Origin of the sequence: Aeromonas popoffii (genome assembly GCF_037818705.1) — a bacterium.
GTDB lineage: Bacteria > Pseudomonadota > Gammaproteobacteria > Enterobacterales > Aeromonadaceae > Aeromonas > Aeromonas popoffii.
In genome coordinates, this window is record NZ_CP149129.1 from 3,576,308 (window position 1) to 3,594,111 (window position 17,804).

Genomic DNA, 17,804 nt, shown 5'->3' on the forward strand with positions numbered 1-17,804 from the left:
AGCCACGCCATCCGCTTATTGCACGGCGGCGCGCGCCTGGGTCAACCAGTCGTTGACCAGCGCCTCATGCCCCTTGAGCCAGGCCTCGGCGTGACGCTCTACATCCGCCGGTTTGTTCTGACCTTTGTTCATCAGCCCGTTCTGGATGTTGATGTCGTTCAGCGGCAGCTTGATGATACTGAACAACTTGGCCGCCGCCGGGTTGGCCTCGGTGAACGCCTTGTTGGCCACTATGTGCATGGAATTCACGGTAAAGCCGTAGTTTTTGCCGTTGGGCAGGCGAGTCTGCGCTGCATCCTTGGCATCGGCAGGCACTTCCAGCCACACCACGTCCCGCCCCGGCACCAGCTCACTGCTCAGCCAGTAGGGGATCCAGGTGTAGTAGAGCACCGGCTTGCCACTCTGGTAACGGGCCCGTGTATCGGCGATCAGGGCCGCGTAGTTGCCCTGCTTGTGGGTGACGGTCGGCGTCAGGCCGAACTCGTCCAGATGATGGTTGATGGCCTCTTCACAGCCCCAGCCCGGGTTGCAGCCCACCAGATCAGCCTTGCCGTCACCATCGCCGTCAAACAGCGCCGCCAGCTTGGGCTCCTTGAGCTGACCCAGGTTGGTGATGCCATGCCGGGTGGCCGTCTGCTTGTCGATGAGATAGCCCTGAGCGGCGCCCGATGCATAGGTCCCCTGGCGGAAGAACACCTTGTCGCCGCCAGCCTGTTCGTACTTGTGGTTGTGCAACGGGATCCAGTTAAAGGCCAGGAAGGTACCATCGCCCTGTGCCACCGAGGCGTAGGCCACGTTGTAATCTACCTCCTGCACCGTCTGTACGTCATAGCCGAGGCGACCCATCAGCTTGCTGACCAGCAGGGTCTGAAAAGTCTCTTCCGGCAGGGAGCTCTGCAAGGGTTGAACGCGGATCCCCTCCCCCGGCAGTTCGGTGCTGGCCATGGCGACAGAACTCAGCAACAGGGCGTTCAGCACCAGAGTGCTCAGGGTTTTCGTGATGAACCTCATGCATTTACTCCTTTGTAATCAATTGCTTTACTGCTGCCACGCAGGCGCATCAGCAGGGCCACGGGGCCATGTTGATACCAGCGGCCTGTGTGGCTGCGATCCCGCTGTCCCATTGCCTGGGTCAGACGGTCGAGCACGATGGCCAGCAGCACTATGCCGAGGCCACCGATGGAAGCGAGCCCCATGTCGAGTCGGCCTATGCCGCGCAGTACCATCTGGCCCAGACCACCGACCGCGATCATGGAGGCGATCACCACCATGGAGAGCGCCAGCATCAGGGTCTGGTTGACCCCGGCCATGATGGTGGGCATGGCAAGCGGCAACTGCACCTTGAACAACAGCTGGGAGGGGCTGGCGCCAAAGGAGTGGGCCGCCTCTACCAGATCTGCCGGCACCTGTCGGATCCCCAGCATGGTCAGCCGGATCATCGGCGGCAGGGCGAAGATGACGGTCACCACGACGCCGGGTACGTTGCCGATGCCGAACAGCATGACGATGGGGATGAGATAGACGAAGGCCGGGGTTGTCTGCATGGCATCCAGCAGCGGCCGGGTCCAGGCAGACAAGCGCTCGCTACGGGCCAGCAAAATGCCGACCGGCAAGCCAATCAGGATGCAGAAGAAGAGCGAGGTCAACACCAGCGACAGGGTCACCATGGCATCGGACCAGGCACCGATGAGGCCTATCCCGACGAGAGAAAGCAGGGTACCCAGCGCCATGCGACCATTAACCAGCTGCCAGGCGATCAGGGTCAGCATCCCTATCATCAGGGTGGATGGCACCGTCTGCAGCAGATGGGTCATGGCGTTGAGGGTGACCTCTACCGGTGCCCGGATCAGCTGGAACAGGGGGCGCAAGTTATGGACCAGCCAACCAATGCCGCTCTCCACCCAAATATCCAGCGGTACCAGCGCCTGCTGGAAGGGATCAAGCCAGTCGACAGCCGTGGCTGTATCCGCCGCTTCAATCTGGCTCTGCCAGTCGGCGGCCTGGGTTTCGGTATTGCCCCAGGGATCGGCCTGCGCCTCATTGGCCCGGATGGGGGCACTCGCCAAGAACAACAGCGCCAGCAAGCCGGTCAGCAGATGATGAAAGGGTTTGATATTCATACCGGGGTACTCCTGTCCAGGGTGTTCAGCAAGTTGGCCTTGGAGATGAGCCCCAGATAGGTGCCATCTTCCTCAACCACAGGCACCTGACAGGGCGCTGAGGCCACCTGACTGATGAGTTCATTGAGAGAGGTATCGGCCTGGATGGGCTGAATATCGGCCAGCAAGGCTTGCTCCAGGCTTCCTTTGTTTTTCACCGCCTGACCGAGCGACTCGACCGAGACGACCCCGAGGAAGCGGCGGCTGCGATCCACCACATAACCGAACTCCCGCTCCTGATCCTTAAGTTGACGCAGGGCATTGCCCGGCCCGTCCGTGGTGTGCTTCTTGATAAGCGGCATCTGCTTGCGACTGACGATATCGCGGGCACTGAACACATTGGCCAGATCCACACCGCGAAAGAAGGCGCGAACATAGTCGTTGGCGGGCTGACTCAGGATCTCGTCGGGGGTGCCGACCTGGATCACCTGACCATCCTGCATGATGGCGATGCGATCGCCGATACGCATCGCCTCGTCCAGATCGTGCGAGATGAAGACGATGGTGCGTTGATGGCTGGCCTGCAGCTTGAGCAGCTCATCCTGCATCTCGGTGCGGATCAGCGGATCCAGCGCAGAGAAGGCCTCATCCATCAGCAGGATATCGGGGTTATTGGCCAGCGCACGGGCCAGACCGACCCTTTGCTTCATGCCACCTGAGAGGGCATCGGGAAAGGCGTCCACCCACTGACCCAGACCCACCTGATTGAGTGCCTGGCGGGCACTTTCCTGGCGTTCGAGAAGCGGCACGCCAGCAAGCTCCAAACCGAAGGCGGCATTTTCCAGCACGGTCAGATGGGGCATGAGGGCGAAGGATTGGAACACCATGCTGATCTTCTTGCGCCGCACCTGGCGCAGCTCACTATCTGAAATGGCGGCGATGTCCTCACCGTCGATCAGCACCTGACCACGGGTCGGTTCAATCAACCGGTTGAAGAGGCGTACCAGGGTGGATTTTCCCGAACCGGACAAGCCCATCACCACGAAGATCTCCCCCTCGTGGATGGCCAGATCGACCCCATGCACACCCAGTGTCTGCCCGGTCTTCTGCAGAATGCTGGCGCGGTCGTGCCCTTTCGCCAGCAATTTGAACGCCTTTTCCGGCTGTTCTCCGAAGATTTTATAGAGTGATTTCACTTCGAGTTTGACTGTCATACTGTCCTTTTTTCATGGTCGACATCTTGGTAATTAACCTGCCGAACGCGAACCAATTACTTTCTACACTAAGCAATTTACATGAAAAACAAAAGAACCATAGGAGTCCACACAAAACAATGAAAACATAAACAATTGATTTTAATGATTTATTTTTGACAATAAAAAGCCATAAATCGACAAGCATGGGCCATACCAGCATGGTTAATTTGATTAGATAACTAATTATTGTGGTGTTTTGACAGGCTAATAGGAGGAGGAAACCAGGCAGATCAGGGGGATGCCGCCAGGCAGGATCCTGAACAGGCAGCAGGGCTGGAAAAAATCATTACAACCCTAATGATATGCAGGCGAAAAACGAGGGGATACAGGGGAGCGGTTGAGCGCAGCCATGGCGAAGGCCTTGCCTGCCGGACCCGCCCTTTGTGGCAAGAAAAAAGCCCCCAGTGCAGCACAAGGGGCTTTTCGGCTTCAACAGTTATTCAATACGGTTCAGCGCCGTTGCCAGGTTTCGAAACTGTAGTGATGGGGGTTCTTCTCGTCGGGCTCATGGGGTTCTCGCTCAACGCAATGCCACTCGTCCTCCTCGAAGGCGGGGAAACGGGTATCCCCTGTCACCGCCAGATCGATGCGGGTCAGATAGAGGCTGTCGGCCCGTGGCAGCAGCTGACCATAGAGATGACCGCCACCTATCACCATCAGCTCGTCTACCGTCTGACCATCGGCCAGCAGCGCCAGCGCGGCCTCCACCGAATCGACCACTTCGACCCCGTCGGCCTGGTAATCGGGGTTGTGGCTGATCACCAGATTGCGCCGTCCGGGCAGCGGCCGACCTATGGATTCGAAGGTCTTGCGCCCCATCAACACCGGTTTGCCCAGAGTCACCCGCTTGAAGTGGGCCAGATCTGCCGGCAGGTGCCAGGGCATCTGGTTATCCAGGCCAATCACCCTGTCGTGGGCCATGGCGGCAATCATGGAAATCTTCATGGGGTCAGCCTCTCACACCGTCTGTCAAATAATGGGCCGGTTACGGTACACGACCAGGGAGGGGATCGCCAAACCGAAACTGAGGGCACCCACGATAAACAACGCCTTGAGGCCGTTCTCCACCGCGCTCTGGATAAGGTCCATGGTCACCCCGGAGATGTTGAGCTCGACCACGGCGATCATCGCCTTGAACGCATAGCTGCCCGGGATCATTGGGATGATGGAGGCAACGCTAAACACGGGGCGCGGCGCCAGCAGCCGACGGGACCAATAGACACAGACAAAACCGACCGTGGTCGCCGCCGTCAGTGTCGCCCACTCGATGGGCATACCGTAATGAATGAGCAGGGTCCGCAGGCTGTGGGCCAGGGCACCGCCCATGGCGCAGTACTTCAACATGCGTGGCGGCACGTTGAACAGCATGGCAAACCCTACCGCCGGAATGGAGGACCAGAAGGCATCCTTGGCCAGCAACCAGACAAGATCCATCATACCTTCCACCCCCAGATCCCGGTGACCGACATAGCCAGGATGATACCAATGGCGGCGCTGATGGTGAGCAGGGTCGCCGTGCCCCAGCGTGCCAGCCCCATGTTGAAGTAACCCTTCACCATGTCGGAAACCGCATTGATGAGCGGGAAGCCCGGCACCAGCAAGAGCACGCTGGCGGCCATGGCGAGATAGGGCTGGGCCCCCCAGTTGAAGAAGTTGGCACTGGAGGAGAGCAGGGTGGCGATGAAGCCGGTCGCGGCAAAGTTGATAAGCGGGCTGTGGTGATGACGGGCGATCAGCTGGCGCACTCGCATCGCCACGGCGGAGGAGAGGCAGGTCACCAGGAAGATGGGCCAGTCGCCGCCAAACAGCAGGCTGAAGGCGCCGCAGGAGAGCCCCACCATGGGCACCACCAGCCAGGGGTGGTAATGAAACGGCACTATGCCGTCGAGCCGCTGACGCACCTCGCGCGCACCGATCAGCTCCTTCTCCGCCATGATGCAGATGCGCTGGATCTCGCACACCACCTGCATGTTGATGCCGTGCTCCCGTACCCGGCGGGTGGTGGTGACGCAACTGCCCTGATAGAGGCTGGTGAGCACGATGGCACTGGAGGAGATAGCCATCTCGACGCTCTCCAGCCCCAGCGCCATGCCAAGCCGGACCGTGGTCTGCTCTATGATGCGACTCTCGGCCCCGAACTGGGCCAGCATCTGGCCCACCTTGACGATGATACGGGTGATCTCTGTCTGCTGCTCCTGCGACAGCACCCGTCTTGGAGTGATACTGCTCATAATCCCTGCGAGTCGTGGCAAAATTAAAAGATCGCCATATTAGCCTAACTGTCGGCGCCATACATCCACACCGATCACGGCAATAATCAATTTTTAATAAAACAGCGAATGCCACGAAAACACATCAAATAGATTACAAATCACCTCAGATAAATTAACGTCAGTAAACTAACCTCACCCGATGACAGATATATAACGCAGAATAATAATAAGAATGCTATCAAGGGGATGTTTATTTCTTCTTGCGATAATAATCGAAGAAAGAAACCACATTATTTTCTCTGTAGACGGGGGGCTGGTCAGCATAGAGATTGGCATTGAGCTGGATCATCTGACTGCGCATGGAATAAAAGGAGGAGTGCATCATGCTCGCAATACGAATGCAGCTATCCAGATTGTTCTTGGCCAATTGACGCTGACAGTCGATACGAAACTGCAGGCCGCGCAATCGCTGCTGCTGCTCCGGACTGACCCGGTCGATCAACCCCTCTATTTGCTGGTGCAGCAACTCATCGAGTCGTTCCGGCTCCGTCACAGCCAGTCTCCTCAAGGTATCAAAATCAGGCAATTCCATATGCCCTCCTGCGGTCAGCCGCTGTATGGTGATACTCAAACAACAACGATCAGTACAATATTCAACCAACCGTATAATGAGTTATATAAGACGATTGCCCTCCTGGTTCAATCCATACCACAACCTTTCGAGGCTGACTGCGCCAAAGCAGGATCAACAATCGGGGAGTTATTTTCTTATTCGTTATGGATCAACCAATTATTCATCAATACGGCTATTTTTTTCGTTTATACATTTTAGGCTGGCGATACCCAAGTCTTATGTCTTATTGAAAGGGCATCGGCAAGAAAGCTTTTCATTCGGCACTCGATGCTATGCCCCACCCTCGCCAACACCTGACCTCGTTTAACATATCTCACTGATTATGTTATTTTATTTGCTACTTATTCTAGGTAACCAAGGGCAGACCATGAGCAAGGCAAGAATCGGCATCGTCACCGTCAGCGATCGCGCCAGTGCAGGCATCTACGAAGACCTCTCCGGCAAGGCCATCATAGACACGCTGAACGCATATTTGACCTCGGCGTGGGAACCCCTCTATCAGGTGATCCCGGATGAACAGGATCAGATCGAAACGACCCTGATCCGGCTGGCAGACCAGGAACAGTGCTGCCTCATCGTCACCACGGGCGGCACAGGTCCGGCCAAACGGGATGTAACCCCTGAGGCCACAGAAGCGGTGTGCGATCGCATGATGCCAGGCTTTGGCGAGCTGATGCGGGCCGAATCCCTCAAGTTCGTGCCGACTGCCATTTTGTCGCGCCAGACTGCAGGCCTGCGCGGCGGCTCCCTCATCGTCAACCTGCCGGGCAAGCCCAAATCCATCCGCGAGTGCCTGGATGCGGTCTTCCCCGCCATCCCCTACTGTATCGATCTGATGGAGGGGCCCTATCTCGAATGCGATGAAGCCGTCATCAAGCCGTTTAGACCCAAGAAATAAGCCCTGAGTGGGCGGGGGATGTGAACCCCCGTCCATATTTACTTGCGACCATATACCTTGACCCCGGCCTTACTCCCCTCCGAATTGCCATAGACCTCGATCCGCTTGATGCAGAGCCGGCTACCGAGAGATTTCCACCCCGATTCCTGATCCTCTTTCAGATCCTTGTCGAAATTAAGAGTCTTGCTGCGATCATTGCCGTAAAACACCTTGACCCTGTCCAGGGTCAATTCCCGTCCTGCCTTGACCATGATGGACTTGGCCGGTCGGCAAACGATGATGGGAATAATGGCCGGGTGGTCACCGACACCGAGCAGCATGGTGTTGCCCAGCCGAAATTCATCATCGGCCATGGCCGGTGCAGGCAGCGCCAATAAAAGGGTGGACAGCAAGAGCGCATTGAAACCTGGGCGCAGGCGGAGTTGAGCAGAGAAAACAGCAGATGGAACAGACATTATGCCTCCCGAAAAATGGGAGGCATATTAATTCATCAAGGCTAAACCCAGGCTGTACCGGCGCCCTGCCAGCAGGCAAGGTGCGCGGCTTCAGGACCAGCGCTTGAAGATGAGGGAGGTGTTGATGCCGCCAAAGGCGAAGTTGTTGGACATCAGATAGTCCACCACCAGCGCGGTCATGCCGGTTACTCTTACCGCTTCATACCATACCGCCATTCCTTGTTGGGCTGCATTAGCCACCGCATCTGGATCCGACCACATCAGCGTCATGCCATGCCCCTGTTGATGGAGATGACCTGGCACGTGACATAGCCGGCGATGTCCGTCATCAAAGACGCGGGCAAAACCGTAGGGGATATCACCCGCAACGTGACCCGCGAAATCGGTCACGGTACCCGGGATACCGTCAAGAAAATCGGTGACGATCTGAACGACTGACAGCAGGGGTCCAGGCCCCTGTTGTCATAGGGGTGGATCAATTGCTCCACATGGCCATCAGCCGGGATTCCATGGCCTCTTCCTGCTCATCCGGCAGCTCGGCGAAGAAATCGAGCCCTGTCAGCTCCTCTACCGCATCCACAGTCACTATGTAATCCGCAAGCCGGCTGGCCGACACGTTCTGCTGCGGCAGGACAAAGGCGATCGCCTTCTGGTTGGCCACGTCCATCACCACCCGATAGTAGGCGTGGGGCACAGTCACACCGTTGCCGATAGCGCCATCGGAGTTGGTGAAGATGGGGCCTGTGATCACCTGAACATCCTGATAGGCAATGGCCCACTGGCGGGTCTTCTCCTCCAGAATGCGCCAGGCCCCCTGATTGAGCGCCGGCAACTGCGGAGTCATGTTGGTCAGCAGGAAGCTCTGCTTCATGGTGGTGGCGGTGGAGCGCATGTCCGCCGCGGGGGCCTGATGGCCGCGGTCATAACCCGAGCCCTTGTAGTCCGCCAGGGTGGCGCGGTACTGCACCGGCACCTCCCTGTCTTCGGCGAAGGCGTCCTTGCGCGGTACCGGCCCCTGGGCGCTGGTCGCCGTCATCCGATAGGAGACCCAGTCAGAGACCTTGGTGTCATAGTTGTAACCTGCGGCGTAACCGTCCCGACACAACAGCTGACTGGATTGGCTGGGGACCCCGAGCTTGACGTGGTCCTTGCACTGGAAGCCCGCCGCCAGGGTCGGGAAGGTGGTGAGAGTGAATCCGATAGCCAGAACTAATTTATTGATATTATTCATTATTATGCCACTCCTTGTATTAGGCGGAGTGATTTGACACCAGGTCGGATGAGTTAGGCAATCGAACAGATTATGAGCGTGTTGAAATTGTGAAGAGGGCTGCAAATCGGTGAAATCCCCGTCGCCAGCTGGGGGATTGTCATCCCCTTGCCATTATGCTGATTACCACACTTTGGCTTTGTTATCAGATAGATAGAGCCATGAAAAAGCGGGACCTCAGCCCCGCTTGAATTCAGACCCACGACCCGTTCAGCTCTTGACCTGAGGCCTGGGAGTATCAGGTTGAGAGGGCGGCAGGAGCGGCAGCACTATCTGCGGCTGCTCACCGGTCAGGCTCTTGAGGTAGGCTGTCATGTCGTCGGCCTCCTGCTCGCTCAGCGCCTGGCCCAGCTGGATATCGGCCATTATCCGCACCGCCTCCTTCAAATCCCACACAGACCCGTCGTGGAAGTAAGGGTAGGTCAGCTCTATGTTGCGCAGGGTCGGCACCTTGAACCAGCCGATGAACTGCTTCTCGCCCGTCACGCCACCGCGCCCCTGGGCCGGATTGTCGGTCTTGAACGGCTTGACCAGCCCCATCTTCTGATAGGAGTTGCCACCGATGGCCACGCCGTTGTGGCAGGCGGTACAGCCCTTCTCCTTGAACAGCTGATAGCCCTTCAACTGCTGTGCCGTCAGCGCCTTGCCGTCTCCCTTCAACCAGCGATCGAACGGCGCGTTGGGGGTAACCAGGGTCTCTTCGAAGGCGGCGATGGCGTCTGTGACCTCATCAATGCCGAAGTCCGCCTTGCCGTAAACGGCGCCGAAACGGGTGCGATATTCGGGCAGGGTGTGCAATGTCTCGACCGCCAGCTTGTGGCTGAAGGCCATCTCCAGCGGATTCTCGATGGGGCCCGCCGCCTGCGTCTGCAGATCCTTGGCGCGACCGTCCCAAAACTGCACGAAGTTGAGGCTGGCGTTGAGCACGGTGGGCGAGTTGATCGGCCCCTCCTTCCACTTGTGGCCAAGGGAGCTGACCTGGTTGTCCACCCCGCCGGTCGCCAGGTTATGGCAGGAGTTGCAGGAGATGGCATTGGATTTGGAGAGCCGCGGCTCGAAGAACAGCATCTTGCCCAGCTCGACTTTTTCCGGCGATGCCACCTTGGGTACCTCTACCGGTTGTACCGGTTCGGTCGCCCACCCCATCCCGGGCAGACCCAGCGCCAGCAAAAGACAATATTTATTCATTTTCTCTCTCCCTTGTGACTGTGCATAACTGCAGCATCAGCCTGACCGGGAAAGCCTGATTATTATTTGTTCAAGATCAAATGAGACCCAAAAAACCACATTAAAAACAATCGATTAATATATTTTAGGCGAACCAGTAACGGGGACTTGCGAGGCAAAAAAGAGCTGATTTTTGATGAGTAAATTATGAGCTAATTCATCTGCGATGACAGCCAATTAATTAGATTGCTGTTATTGAATAAAGCGATTGTTCAATATGCAGGCGTGGCTGACTGCTGAATAGATTCATATTAAATACATCATAAATATGATCAGAAATACGGCTGTTAATAACAAACAATCTGGTCTGACACTCCGTCTCTCGCATTTCAGATAATGCCATCTGTTGTTTCTTCACTTACCAAAGAAACGGATGGCTGTGCTTTTCAAGCAAAATAAGGATGTATGATGAGAAAGTCCCTATTGGCCGGTGCCCTGTTGCTGTGTCCCACCGCCTTTGCCGCCACCGTGCACTGGGAATACAGTGGCGAGGCCGGCCCGGCACAATGGGCCAAGCTGACTCCCGAATTTGGCCAGTGTGCGGGCAGCAACCAGTCGCCAATCAACCTCGATGATCTGGTAGAGGCCAAGCTGGCCCCGCTGCAGTTTCACTACCGGGCGGGCGGCCAGAGCGTCACCAACACCGGCCACACAATACAGGTCAGCTATGCCCCGGGCAGCACACTGCAGCTCGACGGCATGGCCTTCGAGCTCAAGCAGTTCCACTTCCACGCCCCCAGTGAAAACCTCATCAAAGGCAAATCCTACCCGCTGGAGGGGCACCTGGTGCACGCCAATGCCAAGGGGGAGCTGGCGGTGGTGGCCGTGATGTTCGTGCCGGGCCACGCCAACCCGGCGCTGAACCAGGCCTGGCAGCCGTTGCCGGCGAAGGCGGGCGACAGCCGATCGCTGGCAACGCCGCTATCGGCGGATCAGCTGCTGCCCACCAAGCGTGATTACTACCGCTTCAGCGGTTCGCTGACCACCCCGCCCTGCTCGGAAGGGGTGCGCTGGCTGGTGATGAAGCAACCGGTGCAGGTGAGCCAGGCCCAGATCGATGCCTTCAAGGCGGTGATGCACCACCCCAACAACAGACCCGTACAGCCGCTGCATGGTCGGCTGGTGTTGCAGTGATCGGCGGATGCCATGGCTGAGTTGCAACGAAAAGAGGGTCGATTGAACCCATTTTCGTTCATGGACTTTATTTACAGACTGGCGGCGATGCGCGCCCCCAGCGCGGCGTTGTTCAGCACCAGCTGGATGTTGGCTGCCAGCGAATTACCGCCGGTCAGCTCGCACACCCGGGCCAGCAGGAAGGGGGTGGACGCCTTGCCCTTGACCCCCTGCTCGTCCGCTTCGCGCAGCGCCTGTTTGATCGCGGCGTCTATGTCGGCCTTGGGCATGGCAAACTGGGTCGGGATCGGGTTGGTGACCACGGCGCCACCGGCCAGTCCCAGCTCCCACTTGAGGCGCAGCGCCTCGGCGATCGCTGCCGGACTCTCCAACCGGTAATCCACCTTGAAGCCGCTCTCGCGGGTGTAGAAGGCGGGCAGCTCATCAGTCTGATAGCCGATAACGGGCACACCCTGGGTCTCCAGATACTCCAGCGTCAGACCGATGTCGAGGATCGACTTGGCGCCGGCGCAGACCACGGCCACCGGCGTCTGGGCAAACTCCTGCAGATCAGCCGAGATGTCGAAGGTCTCCTGGGCACCGCGATGCACGCCGCCGATGCCGCCGGTGGCAAACACCCGAATGCCGGCCATGGCGGCGATGATCATGGTGGAAGCGACCGTGGTCGCGCCCAGCCCCTTGTTCGCCAGCACGAAGGGGATGTCACGACGGCTGCACTTGGTGGCGGCATGACCGGCCCGACCCAGCGCCTCCAGCGCCCCCGCATCCAGCCCCACTTTGAGGCGGCCATCCAGGATGGCAATGGTGGCCGGCACGGCGCCGTTGTCGCGCACCACCTGCTCTACCTGGCGCGCCGTCTCCATGTTCTGGGGATAAGGCATGCCGTGGGAGATGATGGTGGACTCTAGGGCAACGACAGGTTTGCCGGCGGCCAGGGCCGCAGCGACGTCAGGTTGGATATCGAGGTAAGCGTTCAACATGGGTACTCCTCCAGCATGCGTTCAACAGCGGCCTTGGAGAGGCCGGAAAAGACGGTATCGGAACAATTGACGGTGAGGGCGGCGCAACCGAGGGCGAAACGGGTGGTATCGGTCATGTCGCTCTCCTGTAACCAGGCATAGGCCAGCCCCGCCATAAAGGCATCGCCACCGCCGGTCACGTTGACGACCGGGCTGCCGAGCACAGGTAGATGGCCCTGGCACTCCCCGTCGCTATAGAAAATCCCCTGATCGCCGAGGCTCAGGAATAACCTCTGCACCCCGGCGCGGTGGAACCAGGCCGCTGCCATGGGCCAGGTATCTGGCCCGGCGATGGTGAAACCGCACAGCTGCTCGGCCTCGCTGCGGTTGGGTTTGAGGGTGTGGATCCGGTGCAGCCAGGGGCGGATCTTCTCCACCTTGGCCACCGAGACGGTGTCGACGAAGATGATGTGCTCCCCCTGACGCTCGAACAGCCAATCGAGGGTATGGGTGGCGAGATTGGTGTCGAGCACCCATAGCCGGGCCGCCCCGAGGAAACCGGTGAGCGGGGTGAGCCGGGCTGGTGTCAGTTGATCGATGATCGCCATGTCGTTGACGGCGCAGCTCATCTCGCCGCTGCCATCGTGCAGGCTGAGGTAACAGGACGTTGCCTGCCCCTCCAGCACCAGCACCTGACGCACGTCGACGCCGGCACGCTGGCTCACCTCCAGCAGGTGATGACCATACTGATCGTTGCCCACTGCGCTCAGCAGCCGGGTGTCGGTACCAAGCCGCGCCAGGTTCTCGGCGATGTTGCGCCCCACCCCGCCGGCGGAGGTACGCACCTTGCCGGGGTTAGAGTCGCCGATACGCAAGTTGTCATGACTACAGCCGCAGATATCCATGTTGACGCCGCCGATCACCACGGCGTAGGGGCCTTCCCGCAGCACATAGCCACGCCCCTGCACATAGCCCTGGCGCATCAGGCTGGAGATGTGACTCGCCAGCGCCGAGCGGCTGATGCCGAGGCGATCCGCCAGCTCCTGCTGGGCAATCATGGGATCCTGGCGCAGCAGGGCGAGGATCTCTTGTTCACGCTCAGTCATAGACAAACATCCAGTTGCAAACGTTTGTTCATTATTTATGAAAAACGTTTTCCCACCATCACTGCGTGCAAAAACTGTCGGTTTGCGCACAAAAAATCAGCAGCAGGCTGCAACGGATTTCTCATATCTGCACGCCACTTTTCATGTGCGGGCGGGCGACTGCCGCTTATAATGCGGCCGCCACAGAGGAGAACAAGATGAAAGAGTCAGGTTATAGCTGCGCAGAGCAGGCCGATACACGGTCACCAACGCAGGAGGCACCGGGCTATTGCTGCATCGGACTGGTCAATCCCAAGTCACCGGAAAACGTGGGGGCTGTGATGCGCGCAGCCGGTTGCTATGGGGCTGACGAGGTCTACTACACGGGCAATCGCTTCGAGCTGGCGCGCCGTTTTGCCACGGATACCAAGCAGATGGTGGACAAGATACCCCTGCTCGGGGTCGATGATCTCATGGAGATAGTCCCGGCCGGGTGCGTCCCCGTGGTGGTGGATCTGATCGAGGGGGCCACACCGCTGCCGGATTATGTGCACCCCGAGCAGGCCTTCTATATCTTCGGCCCCGAGGATGGCACCCTGGATCCGGCCCGATATGGCTCGGTGAAGGACGTGGTCTATGTGCCGACGCAAGGCTGCATGAACCTGGCAGCTTCGGTCAACGTGATCCTGTATGACCGCTTGGCCAAACGCATGCGGGCCGGGGCCGGGCGAGCAGAGTAAACTGGTGGTCTATGTGGCCACACAGCAAGGCAGCATCAACCTGGCCGCTTCGGTCAACGTGATCCTGTATGACCGCTTGGCCAAACGCATGCGGACCGGGCGAGCAGAGTAAACGTGTTTATATGTTCCCTCATTTTTGCCGATTTTGCTGTGGGGGTCACCAGATGTACTACTGCCAGTAGAAGCTATATCGCTGCGGCCGTTAGCGGCTGATGGTAGGGGCACTTGCATCTTATCTCTCTGGGTGTTCGATGGTTCTATCTTTCAATCGACCAAAGAACGCGTTGCTTCTCTTCCTTCTACAGAGCATCAGTTATCGTCTGGCTCAACCCTTTGTTCCAGCTCCTTGATAAAACCTCGATAGTAATCATGGAGCTGGTAACGGCGGTATATCTCGGCCAGGGTACCATTCCGGATCAGCCGCACCATGCCATGATCCCAGACCTGTTGCAGGTGCCCCCCCCGTTCGGTATCAGCAAAGATGGGGTAGGTCGGGATCCAGCGCAGGAAGGTACGATGCATGTTGGCAGGGATGGCGTCGGCCGAGTAGAGCACACCGGCGGTCAGGTAGTAGCGGTAGCGCTCCTTGGCCAGCAGTTGCAGCGCCATGTCGTGGCTGTCGATCTCGTGCCAGCGCATGTTGACCGGGATGTACTTGTCAAAGGCCCAGCCTCGCAGCCACAGCACCCCCTCACCTTCCAGACTGGTCTCGCCGAGCCATTGGGGCTGCCACTTCTTGAGCATCAGCACGGTCAGATCGTCAGCCGAGGCGGGATAATCCGGCTGGCGTACGCCGCTGACTTCATCCCGATAAACCCCCATCGCCATATCCCCCCCCTTCTGCGCTACCACCGCCAGCGCCCGTTTGTAGGGCACTATGTGCGGGATCACCTCATAGCCATGGGGCTGATAGATAGCCCTGACGATATCCAGATAGACGCCCCGTCCATCCGGTAGGCAGAAACCGGGCCAGTCATCGCAATAGACATGCAGGGGATCGGCCCGACCGGGCAGGGAAAACAGAAGAAACAGCAATGCAAACAGCAGACGAACCATGTTTAACCATTTCCTCGGTGCCGATGTTTTCATCCAACGGATCAACCCGCGCGATGAATGTACCCAAGCCATACCACATCATAAGAAGATCTGGCGCTGAATCACCTCTTTTTCCCAGTTTTGAGAGCCAGTCGAGGGTTATAACCCTCTTAATGGGTATCATTGAAAATAAGATTCATTAGTAACCCAACCATAGGGGAGTCTTCATATGTCATCCATCAAAACCCTGCTCTGCCCCGTCGATTTTTCCCAGATGTCGCAGTCAGTGCTCGACTATGCGGTGTTCATGGCCCAAAGCCATCAAGCCGAACTCAAGTTGGTCCATGTGGTGGATCAACTGCATGGTTTCGACAGCTACAAGATCCTGCACATGACCGCCATCGAGATCACCCACGAGATGGAACGCCAGGCCAAGACCCAGCTGAAAGAGCTGGTCGCCAGCCTGCCCATTCCCGCCACCTTCGAAGTGCGCTTCGGCCGCGCCGCAGACGAGATCGTCATTCAGGCGAAAGAGGAAAAGGTCGATCTTGTGGTCATGGGCAGCCACGGCCGTTCGGGCCTCAGCCACCTGCTGGTGGGCAGCGTCGCCGAGTCCGTGGTGCGTCACGCCCCCTGCCCCGTGCTGGTCGTGCGTTAACGCTCGGCCCGTCACCGCGCAACAAATCACAGTAAGGCCAGCACTCGTGCTGGCCTTACTCATGTGGGAGGCGCACCTCAGCCGTGGGCATAGATGACGCTTCCCCCCTTAATGATGTCTATGATGGCCCTGGACAGCTCCTTGGGCAGCGCGGGACAACCCCAGCTGCGACCCAGCTTGTCATATTTGCGCAGATGCCGCGGACTGGCATAGTCGGCTCCGTGCACCACGATGGCACGTTTGCGGGCATTGCTGTTCTTGCCCGGGCTCAAGCCATCGAGGCGCAGCGAATAGCCATGCTTGCCCTGATAGGTCTCGGCGGTACGATAGACGCCGAGGGAACTCTGCATGGAATTGAGCTGGTTGGAAAACTGGCGGGCCGCCAGCTCGCCCGAGTTGCGACCGTGGCTGACCCAGGTGTGGTAGAGCAGTTTGTGACGCTTCAGGTCGATCACGAACAGCCGACGCTGGGTCGAGGGTTTGCTGTAGTCGATGATGGTGAGTATGGGTTTGCGCTTGTGGCGCACGCTCTGATAACTGTTGATGGCCTTGCGAAACACCTGATGGTCGAGCTTGCCTGCCAACCCCAGCTGGCGATAGAGATCCTGATCCCAGCTGGCGTGGCTGCTGGTGCTGAAACAGAGCGTCCCCAGCAGCAGCGGCAAGCTCAACCAGAGCCATCCTAGCCGCACAATTCTATCTGTTTGCTTCATCCTTGAATCTGCTCCCGTTTTTGTTGGTAGTGCAGCGTGTAACGTATCGCCACACCCTGCTGGATAGTTATATGCAAGCCTCTGATGAGTCGCAAGAAAAGAGCATAAAAATGCCGACCTGAGTCGGCATGATTCCAGCGGGTGTTGGCAACGTACTCAGGCACGGATCAGATAGTCAGCCAATCCCACCCACTTGTAGCTGGTCAGTTCGGTCAACCCCATGGGGCCACGGGCGTGCAACATCTGGGTCGAGACCGCCACCTCGGCACCCAGGCCGAACTGGCCACCATCGGTGAAGCGGGTGGAGGCATTGACGTAAACAGCGGCCGAACCGGCGCCATTGACGAACCGCTCGGCATTGCTCAGGTCGTTAGTGAGGATGGCATCCGAGTGACCGGCGTTATGCTCGCGCATGTGGGCCAGCGCCTCGTTCACGTCCGCCACCAGCCGGATCCCCAGGGTCAGCCCCAGCCATTCGGTGTCAAAATCGTCCAGACCTGCCTCGCGCAGGTTGTCGGCGCCAGCCACCAGTGCCATAGCGTTGGGGGCGGCTACCAGGGCCACCTTGCGCTCGTTCATCAGGCTGACCAGCTGCGGCAGCAAGGCTGCGGCCACGTTTTCATGTACCAACAGGGTATCGAGCGCATTGCAGGCGGAGGGGCGCTGCACCTTGGCATTGTCGATGACCGCCAGAGATCGCACCAGATCGGCGCTCTCGTCCACGAAGACATGGCTGATGCCAAAGCCGCCAATGATGACGGGAATGGAGCTGTTCTCCTTGCACATCTTGTGCAGCCCGGCACCGCCGCGGGGGATGATCATGTCCACGTAGCGATCGAGACGCAGCAACTCGCCAACCAGTGCCCGATCCGGGTTGTCGATGTACTGTACCGCCTCGGCAGGCAGGCCGGAGGCGGCTAGCGCACGCTGGATCACCCGCACCAGCTCCAGATTGGAGTGGAAGGTCTCGCGCCCGCCGCGCAGTATGCTGGCGTTGCCTGTCTTGAGGCAGAGGCTGGCGATGTCGATGGTGACGTTGGGGCGGGCCTCGTAGATGACGCCAATGACACCAATCGGCACCCGACGACGCGAGAGGCGCAGGCCGTTCTCCAGCACCCGGCTGTCGATGTCGGCACCGACCGGATCATCCAGGGTGATCACCTTGCGCACATCCGCCACTATCCCCGCCAGCCGGTCCGGGTTGAGCAGCAAACGATCCAGCATGGCATCCGACAATCCGGCCTCTCGGCCGGCCGCTATGTCCTTGTCGTTGGCAGCCAGGATCTGGCGACTTCGCCCCTCCAGCTCGTCGGCAATGGCGGCCAGCGCCCGGTTTTTCTGCGCCGTGCTGATGGTCGCCAGCTGATAGGCGGCTTCGCGGGCCGCCTGCCCCATTTTCTCCAGACTCATCTCAGTTCCCTTTTATTC

20 protein-coding genes are annotated in these 17,804 nt (G+C 58.6%); 4 read left to right on the forward strand and 16 right to left on the reverse strand.

Annotated elements, in window-relative coordinates:
• Positions 1 to 15 precede the first annotated feature (15 nt).
• From proX to WJM78_RS16345, 7 genes are all read right to left on the reverse strand, one after another.
• A complete protein-coding gene (proX, locus tag WJM78_RS16315) occupies positions 16 to 1,011 on the reverse strand; it encodes a glycine betaine/L-proline ABC transporter substrate-binding protein ProX (RefSeq protein WP_339010563.1) in 996 nt (331 codons plus the stop codon).
• Entirely contained in the window at positions 1,008 to 2,120 is a 1,113-nt protein-coding gene (gene proW / locus WJM78_RS16320; RefSeq protein WP_287146862.1) for a glycine betaine/L-proline ABC transporter permease ProW, read from the reverse strand. Before proW ends, proX begins: the two co-directional genes overlap by 4 nt.
• Positions 2,117 to 3,313: a glycine betaine/L-proline ABC transporter ATP-binding protein ProV gene (gene proV / locus WJM78_RS16325; protein ID WP_339010567.1), complete on the reverse strand. Its 1,197-nt coding sequence runs from the start codon at positions 3,311 to 3,313 to the stop codon at positions 2,117 to 2,119. The genes proW and proV overlap by 4 nt, the downstream gene beginning before the upstream one ends.
• Positions 3,314 to 3,805: 492 nt before the next feature.
• Positions 3,806 to 4,300 (reverse strand): type 3 dihydrofolate reductase, encoded by a 495-nt coding sequence (folA, locus tag WJM78_RS16330; RefSeq protein ID WP_339010570.1) that lies wholly within the window; start codon positions 4,298 to 4,300, stop codon positions 3,806 to 3,808.
• A gap of 24 nt (positions 4,301 to 4,324) precedes the next feature.
• A complete protein-coding gene (locus WJM78_RS16335; protein WP_042035715.1) occupies positions 4,325 to 4,792 on the reverse strand; it encodes a threonine/serine exporter family protein in 468 nt (155 codons plus the stop codon).
• The gene (locus tag WJM78_RS16340) at positions 4,789 to 5,586 is read right to left on the reverse strand and encodes a threonine/serine exporter family protein (RefSeq protein WP_108536287.1); all 798 of its coding nucleotides are present in this window, start codon (positions 5,584 to 5,586) and stop codon (positions 4,789 to 4,791) included. The genes WJM78_RS16335 and WJM78_RS16340 overlap by 4 nt, the downstream gene beginning before the upstream one ends.
• A gap of 232 nt (positions 5,587 to 5,818) precedes the next feature.
• The gene (locus WJM78_RS16345; protein WP_108536288.1) at positions 5,819 to 6,160 is read right to left on the reverse strand and encodes a DUF3135 domain-containing protein; all 342 of its coding nucleotides are present in this window, start codon (positions 6,158 to 6,160) and stop codon (positions 5,819 to 5,821) included.
• Between the two features lie 409 nt (positions 6,161 to 6,569).
• Between WJM78_RS16345 and mog the strand changes: the two genes are divergently transcribed.
• Positions 6,570 to 7,100, forward strand: coding sequence for a molybdopterin adenylyltransferase (mog, locus tag WJM78_RS16350; RefSeq protein WP_108536289.1), 531 nt, complete (start codon positions 6,570 to 6,572; stop codon positions 7,098 to 7,100).
• 38 nt (positions 7,101 to 7,138) lie between these two features.
• On the opposite strand, the gene WJM78_RS16355 is transcribed toward mog, so the two are convergent.
• From WJM78_RS16355 to WJM78_RS16370, 4 genes are all read right to left on the reverse strand, one after another.
• A complete protein-coding gene (locus WJM78_RS16355) occupies positions 7,139 to 7,555 on the reverse strand; it encodes a DUF2541 family protein (protein WP_042035719.1) in 417 nt (138 codons plus the stop codon).
• 90 nt (positions 7,556 to 7,645) lie between these two features.
• Entirely contained in the window at positions 7,646 to 7,825 is a 180-nt protein-coding gene (locus WJM78_RS16360) for a hypothetical protein (RefSeq protein WP_339015997.1), read from the reverse strand.
• A gap of 205 nt (positions 7,826 to 8,030) precedes the next feature.
• Positions 8,031 to 8,786, reverse strand: coding sequence for a DNA/RNA non-specific endonuclease (locus tag WJM78_RS16365; RefSeq protein WP_042035741.1), 756 nt, complete (start codon positions 8,784 to 8,786; stop codon positions 8,031 to 8,033).
• A gap of 249 nt (positions 8,787 to 9,035) precedes the next feature.
• The gene (locus WJM78_RS16370; protein ID WP_339010576.1) at positions 9,036 to 10,013 is read right to left on the reverse strand and encodes a cytochrome-c peroxidase; all 978 of its coding nucleotides are present in this window, start codon (positions 10,011 to 10,013) and stop codon (positions 9,036 to 9,038) included.
• A gap of 447 nt (positions 10,014 to 10,460) precedes the next feature.
• Between WJM78_RS16370 and WJM78_RS16375 the strand changes: the two genes are divergently transcribed.
• Positions 10,461 to 11,186, forward strand: coding sequence for a carbonic anhydrase (locus WJM78_RS16375; protein ID WP_042035744.1), 726 nt, complete (start codon positions 10,461 to 10,463; stop codon positions 11,184 to 11,186).
• Between the two features lie 71 nt (positions 11,187 to 11,257).
• Here the strand turns inward: WJM78_RS16375 and WJM78_RS16380 are convergent, their stop codons facing one another.
• Both WJM78_RS16380 and WJM78_RS16385 read right to left on the reverse strand, forming a co-directional pair.
• Positions 11,258 to 12,166, reverse strand: a complete 909-nt coding sequence (locus tag WJM78_RS16380; protein WP_339010579.1) for a pseudouridine-5'-phosphate glycosidase — start codon at positions 12,164 to 12,166, stop codon at positions 11,258 to 11,260.
• A complete protein-coding gene (locus WJM78_RS16385) occupies positions 12,160 to 13,251 on the reverse strand; it encodes a PfkB family carbohydrate kinase (protein ID WP_339010581.1) in 1,092 nt (363 codons plus the stop codon). The genes WJM78_RS16380 and WJM78_RS16385 overlap by 7 nt, the downstream gene beginning before the upstream one ends.
• 197 nt (positions 13,252 to 13,448) lie before the next feature.
• Between WJM78_RS16385 and WJM78_RS16390 the strand changes: the two genes are divergently transcribed.
• Positions 13,449 to 13,970, forward strand: a complete 522-nt coding sequence (locus WJM78_RS16390; RefSeq protein ID WP_339010583.1) for an RNA methyltransferase — start codon at positions 13,449 to 13,451, stop codon at positions 13,968 to 13,970.
• 309 nt (positions 13,971 to 14,279) lie between these two features.
• On the opposite strand, the gene WJM78_RS16395 is transcribed toward WJM78_RS16390, so the two are convergent.
• Entirely contained in the window at positions 14,280 to 15,026 is a 747-nt protein-coding gene (locus WJM78_RS16395; protein ID WP_339010585.1) for a hypothetical protein, read from the reverse strand.
• A gap of 208 nt (positions 15,027 to 15,234) precedes the next feature.
• Here WJM78_RS16395 and WJM78_RS16400 point away from each other — a divergent pair, with 208 nt between their 5' ends.
• A complete protein-coding gene (locus WJM78_RS16400; RefSeq protein WP_042035749.1) occupies positions 15,235 to 15,663 on the forward strand; it encodes a universal stress protein in 429 nt (142 codons plus the stop codon).
• A gap of 77 nt (positions 15,664 to 15,740) precedes the next feature.
• Here WJM78_RS16400 and WJM78_RS16405 read toward each other — a convergent pair whose 3' ends face one another.
• Positions 15,741 to 16,376, reverse strand: a complete 636-nt coding sequence (locus tag WJM78_RS16405) for a murein L,D-transpeptidase catalytic domain family protein (RefSeq protein WP_339010587.1) — start codon at positions 16,374 to 16,376, stop codon at positions 15,741 to 15,743.
• 156 nt (positions 16,377 to 16,532) lie between these two features.
• Complete coding sequence (locus WJM78_RS16410; protein ID WP_339010590.1) at positions 16,533 to 17,786, reverse strand: glutamate-5-semialdehyde dehydrogenase; 1,254 nt, start codon at positions 17,784 to 17,786, stop codon at positions 16,533 to 16,535.
• Positions 17,787 to 17,804: the final 18 nt, after the last annotated feature.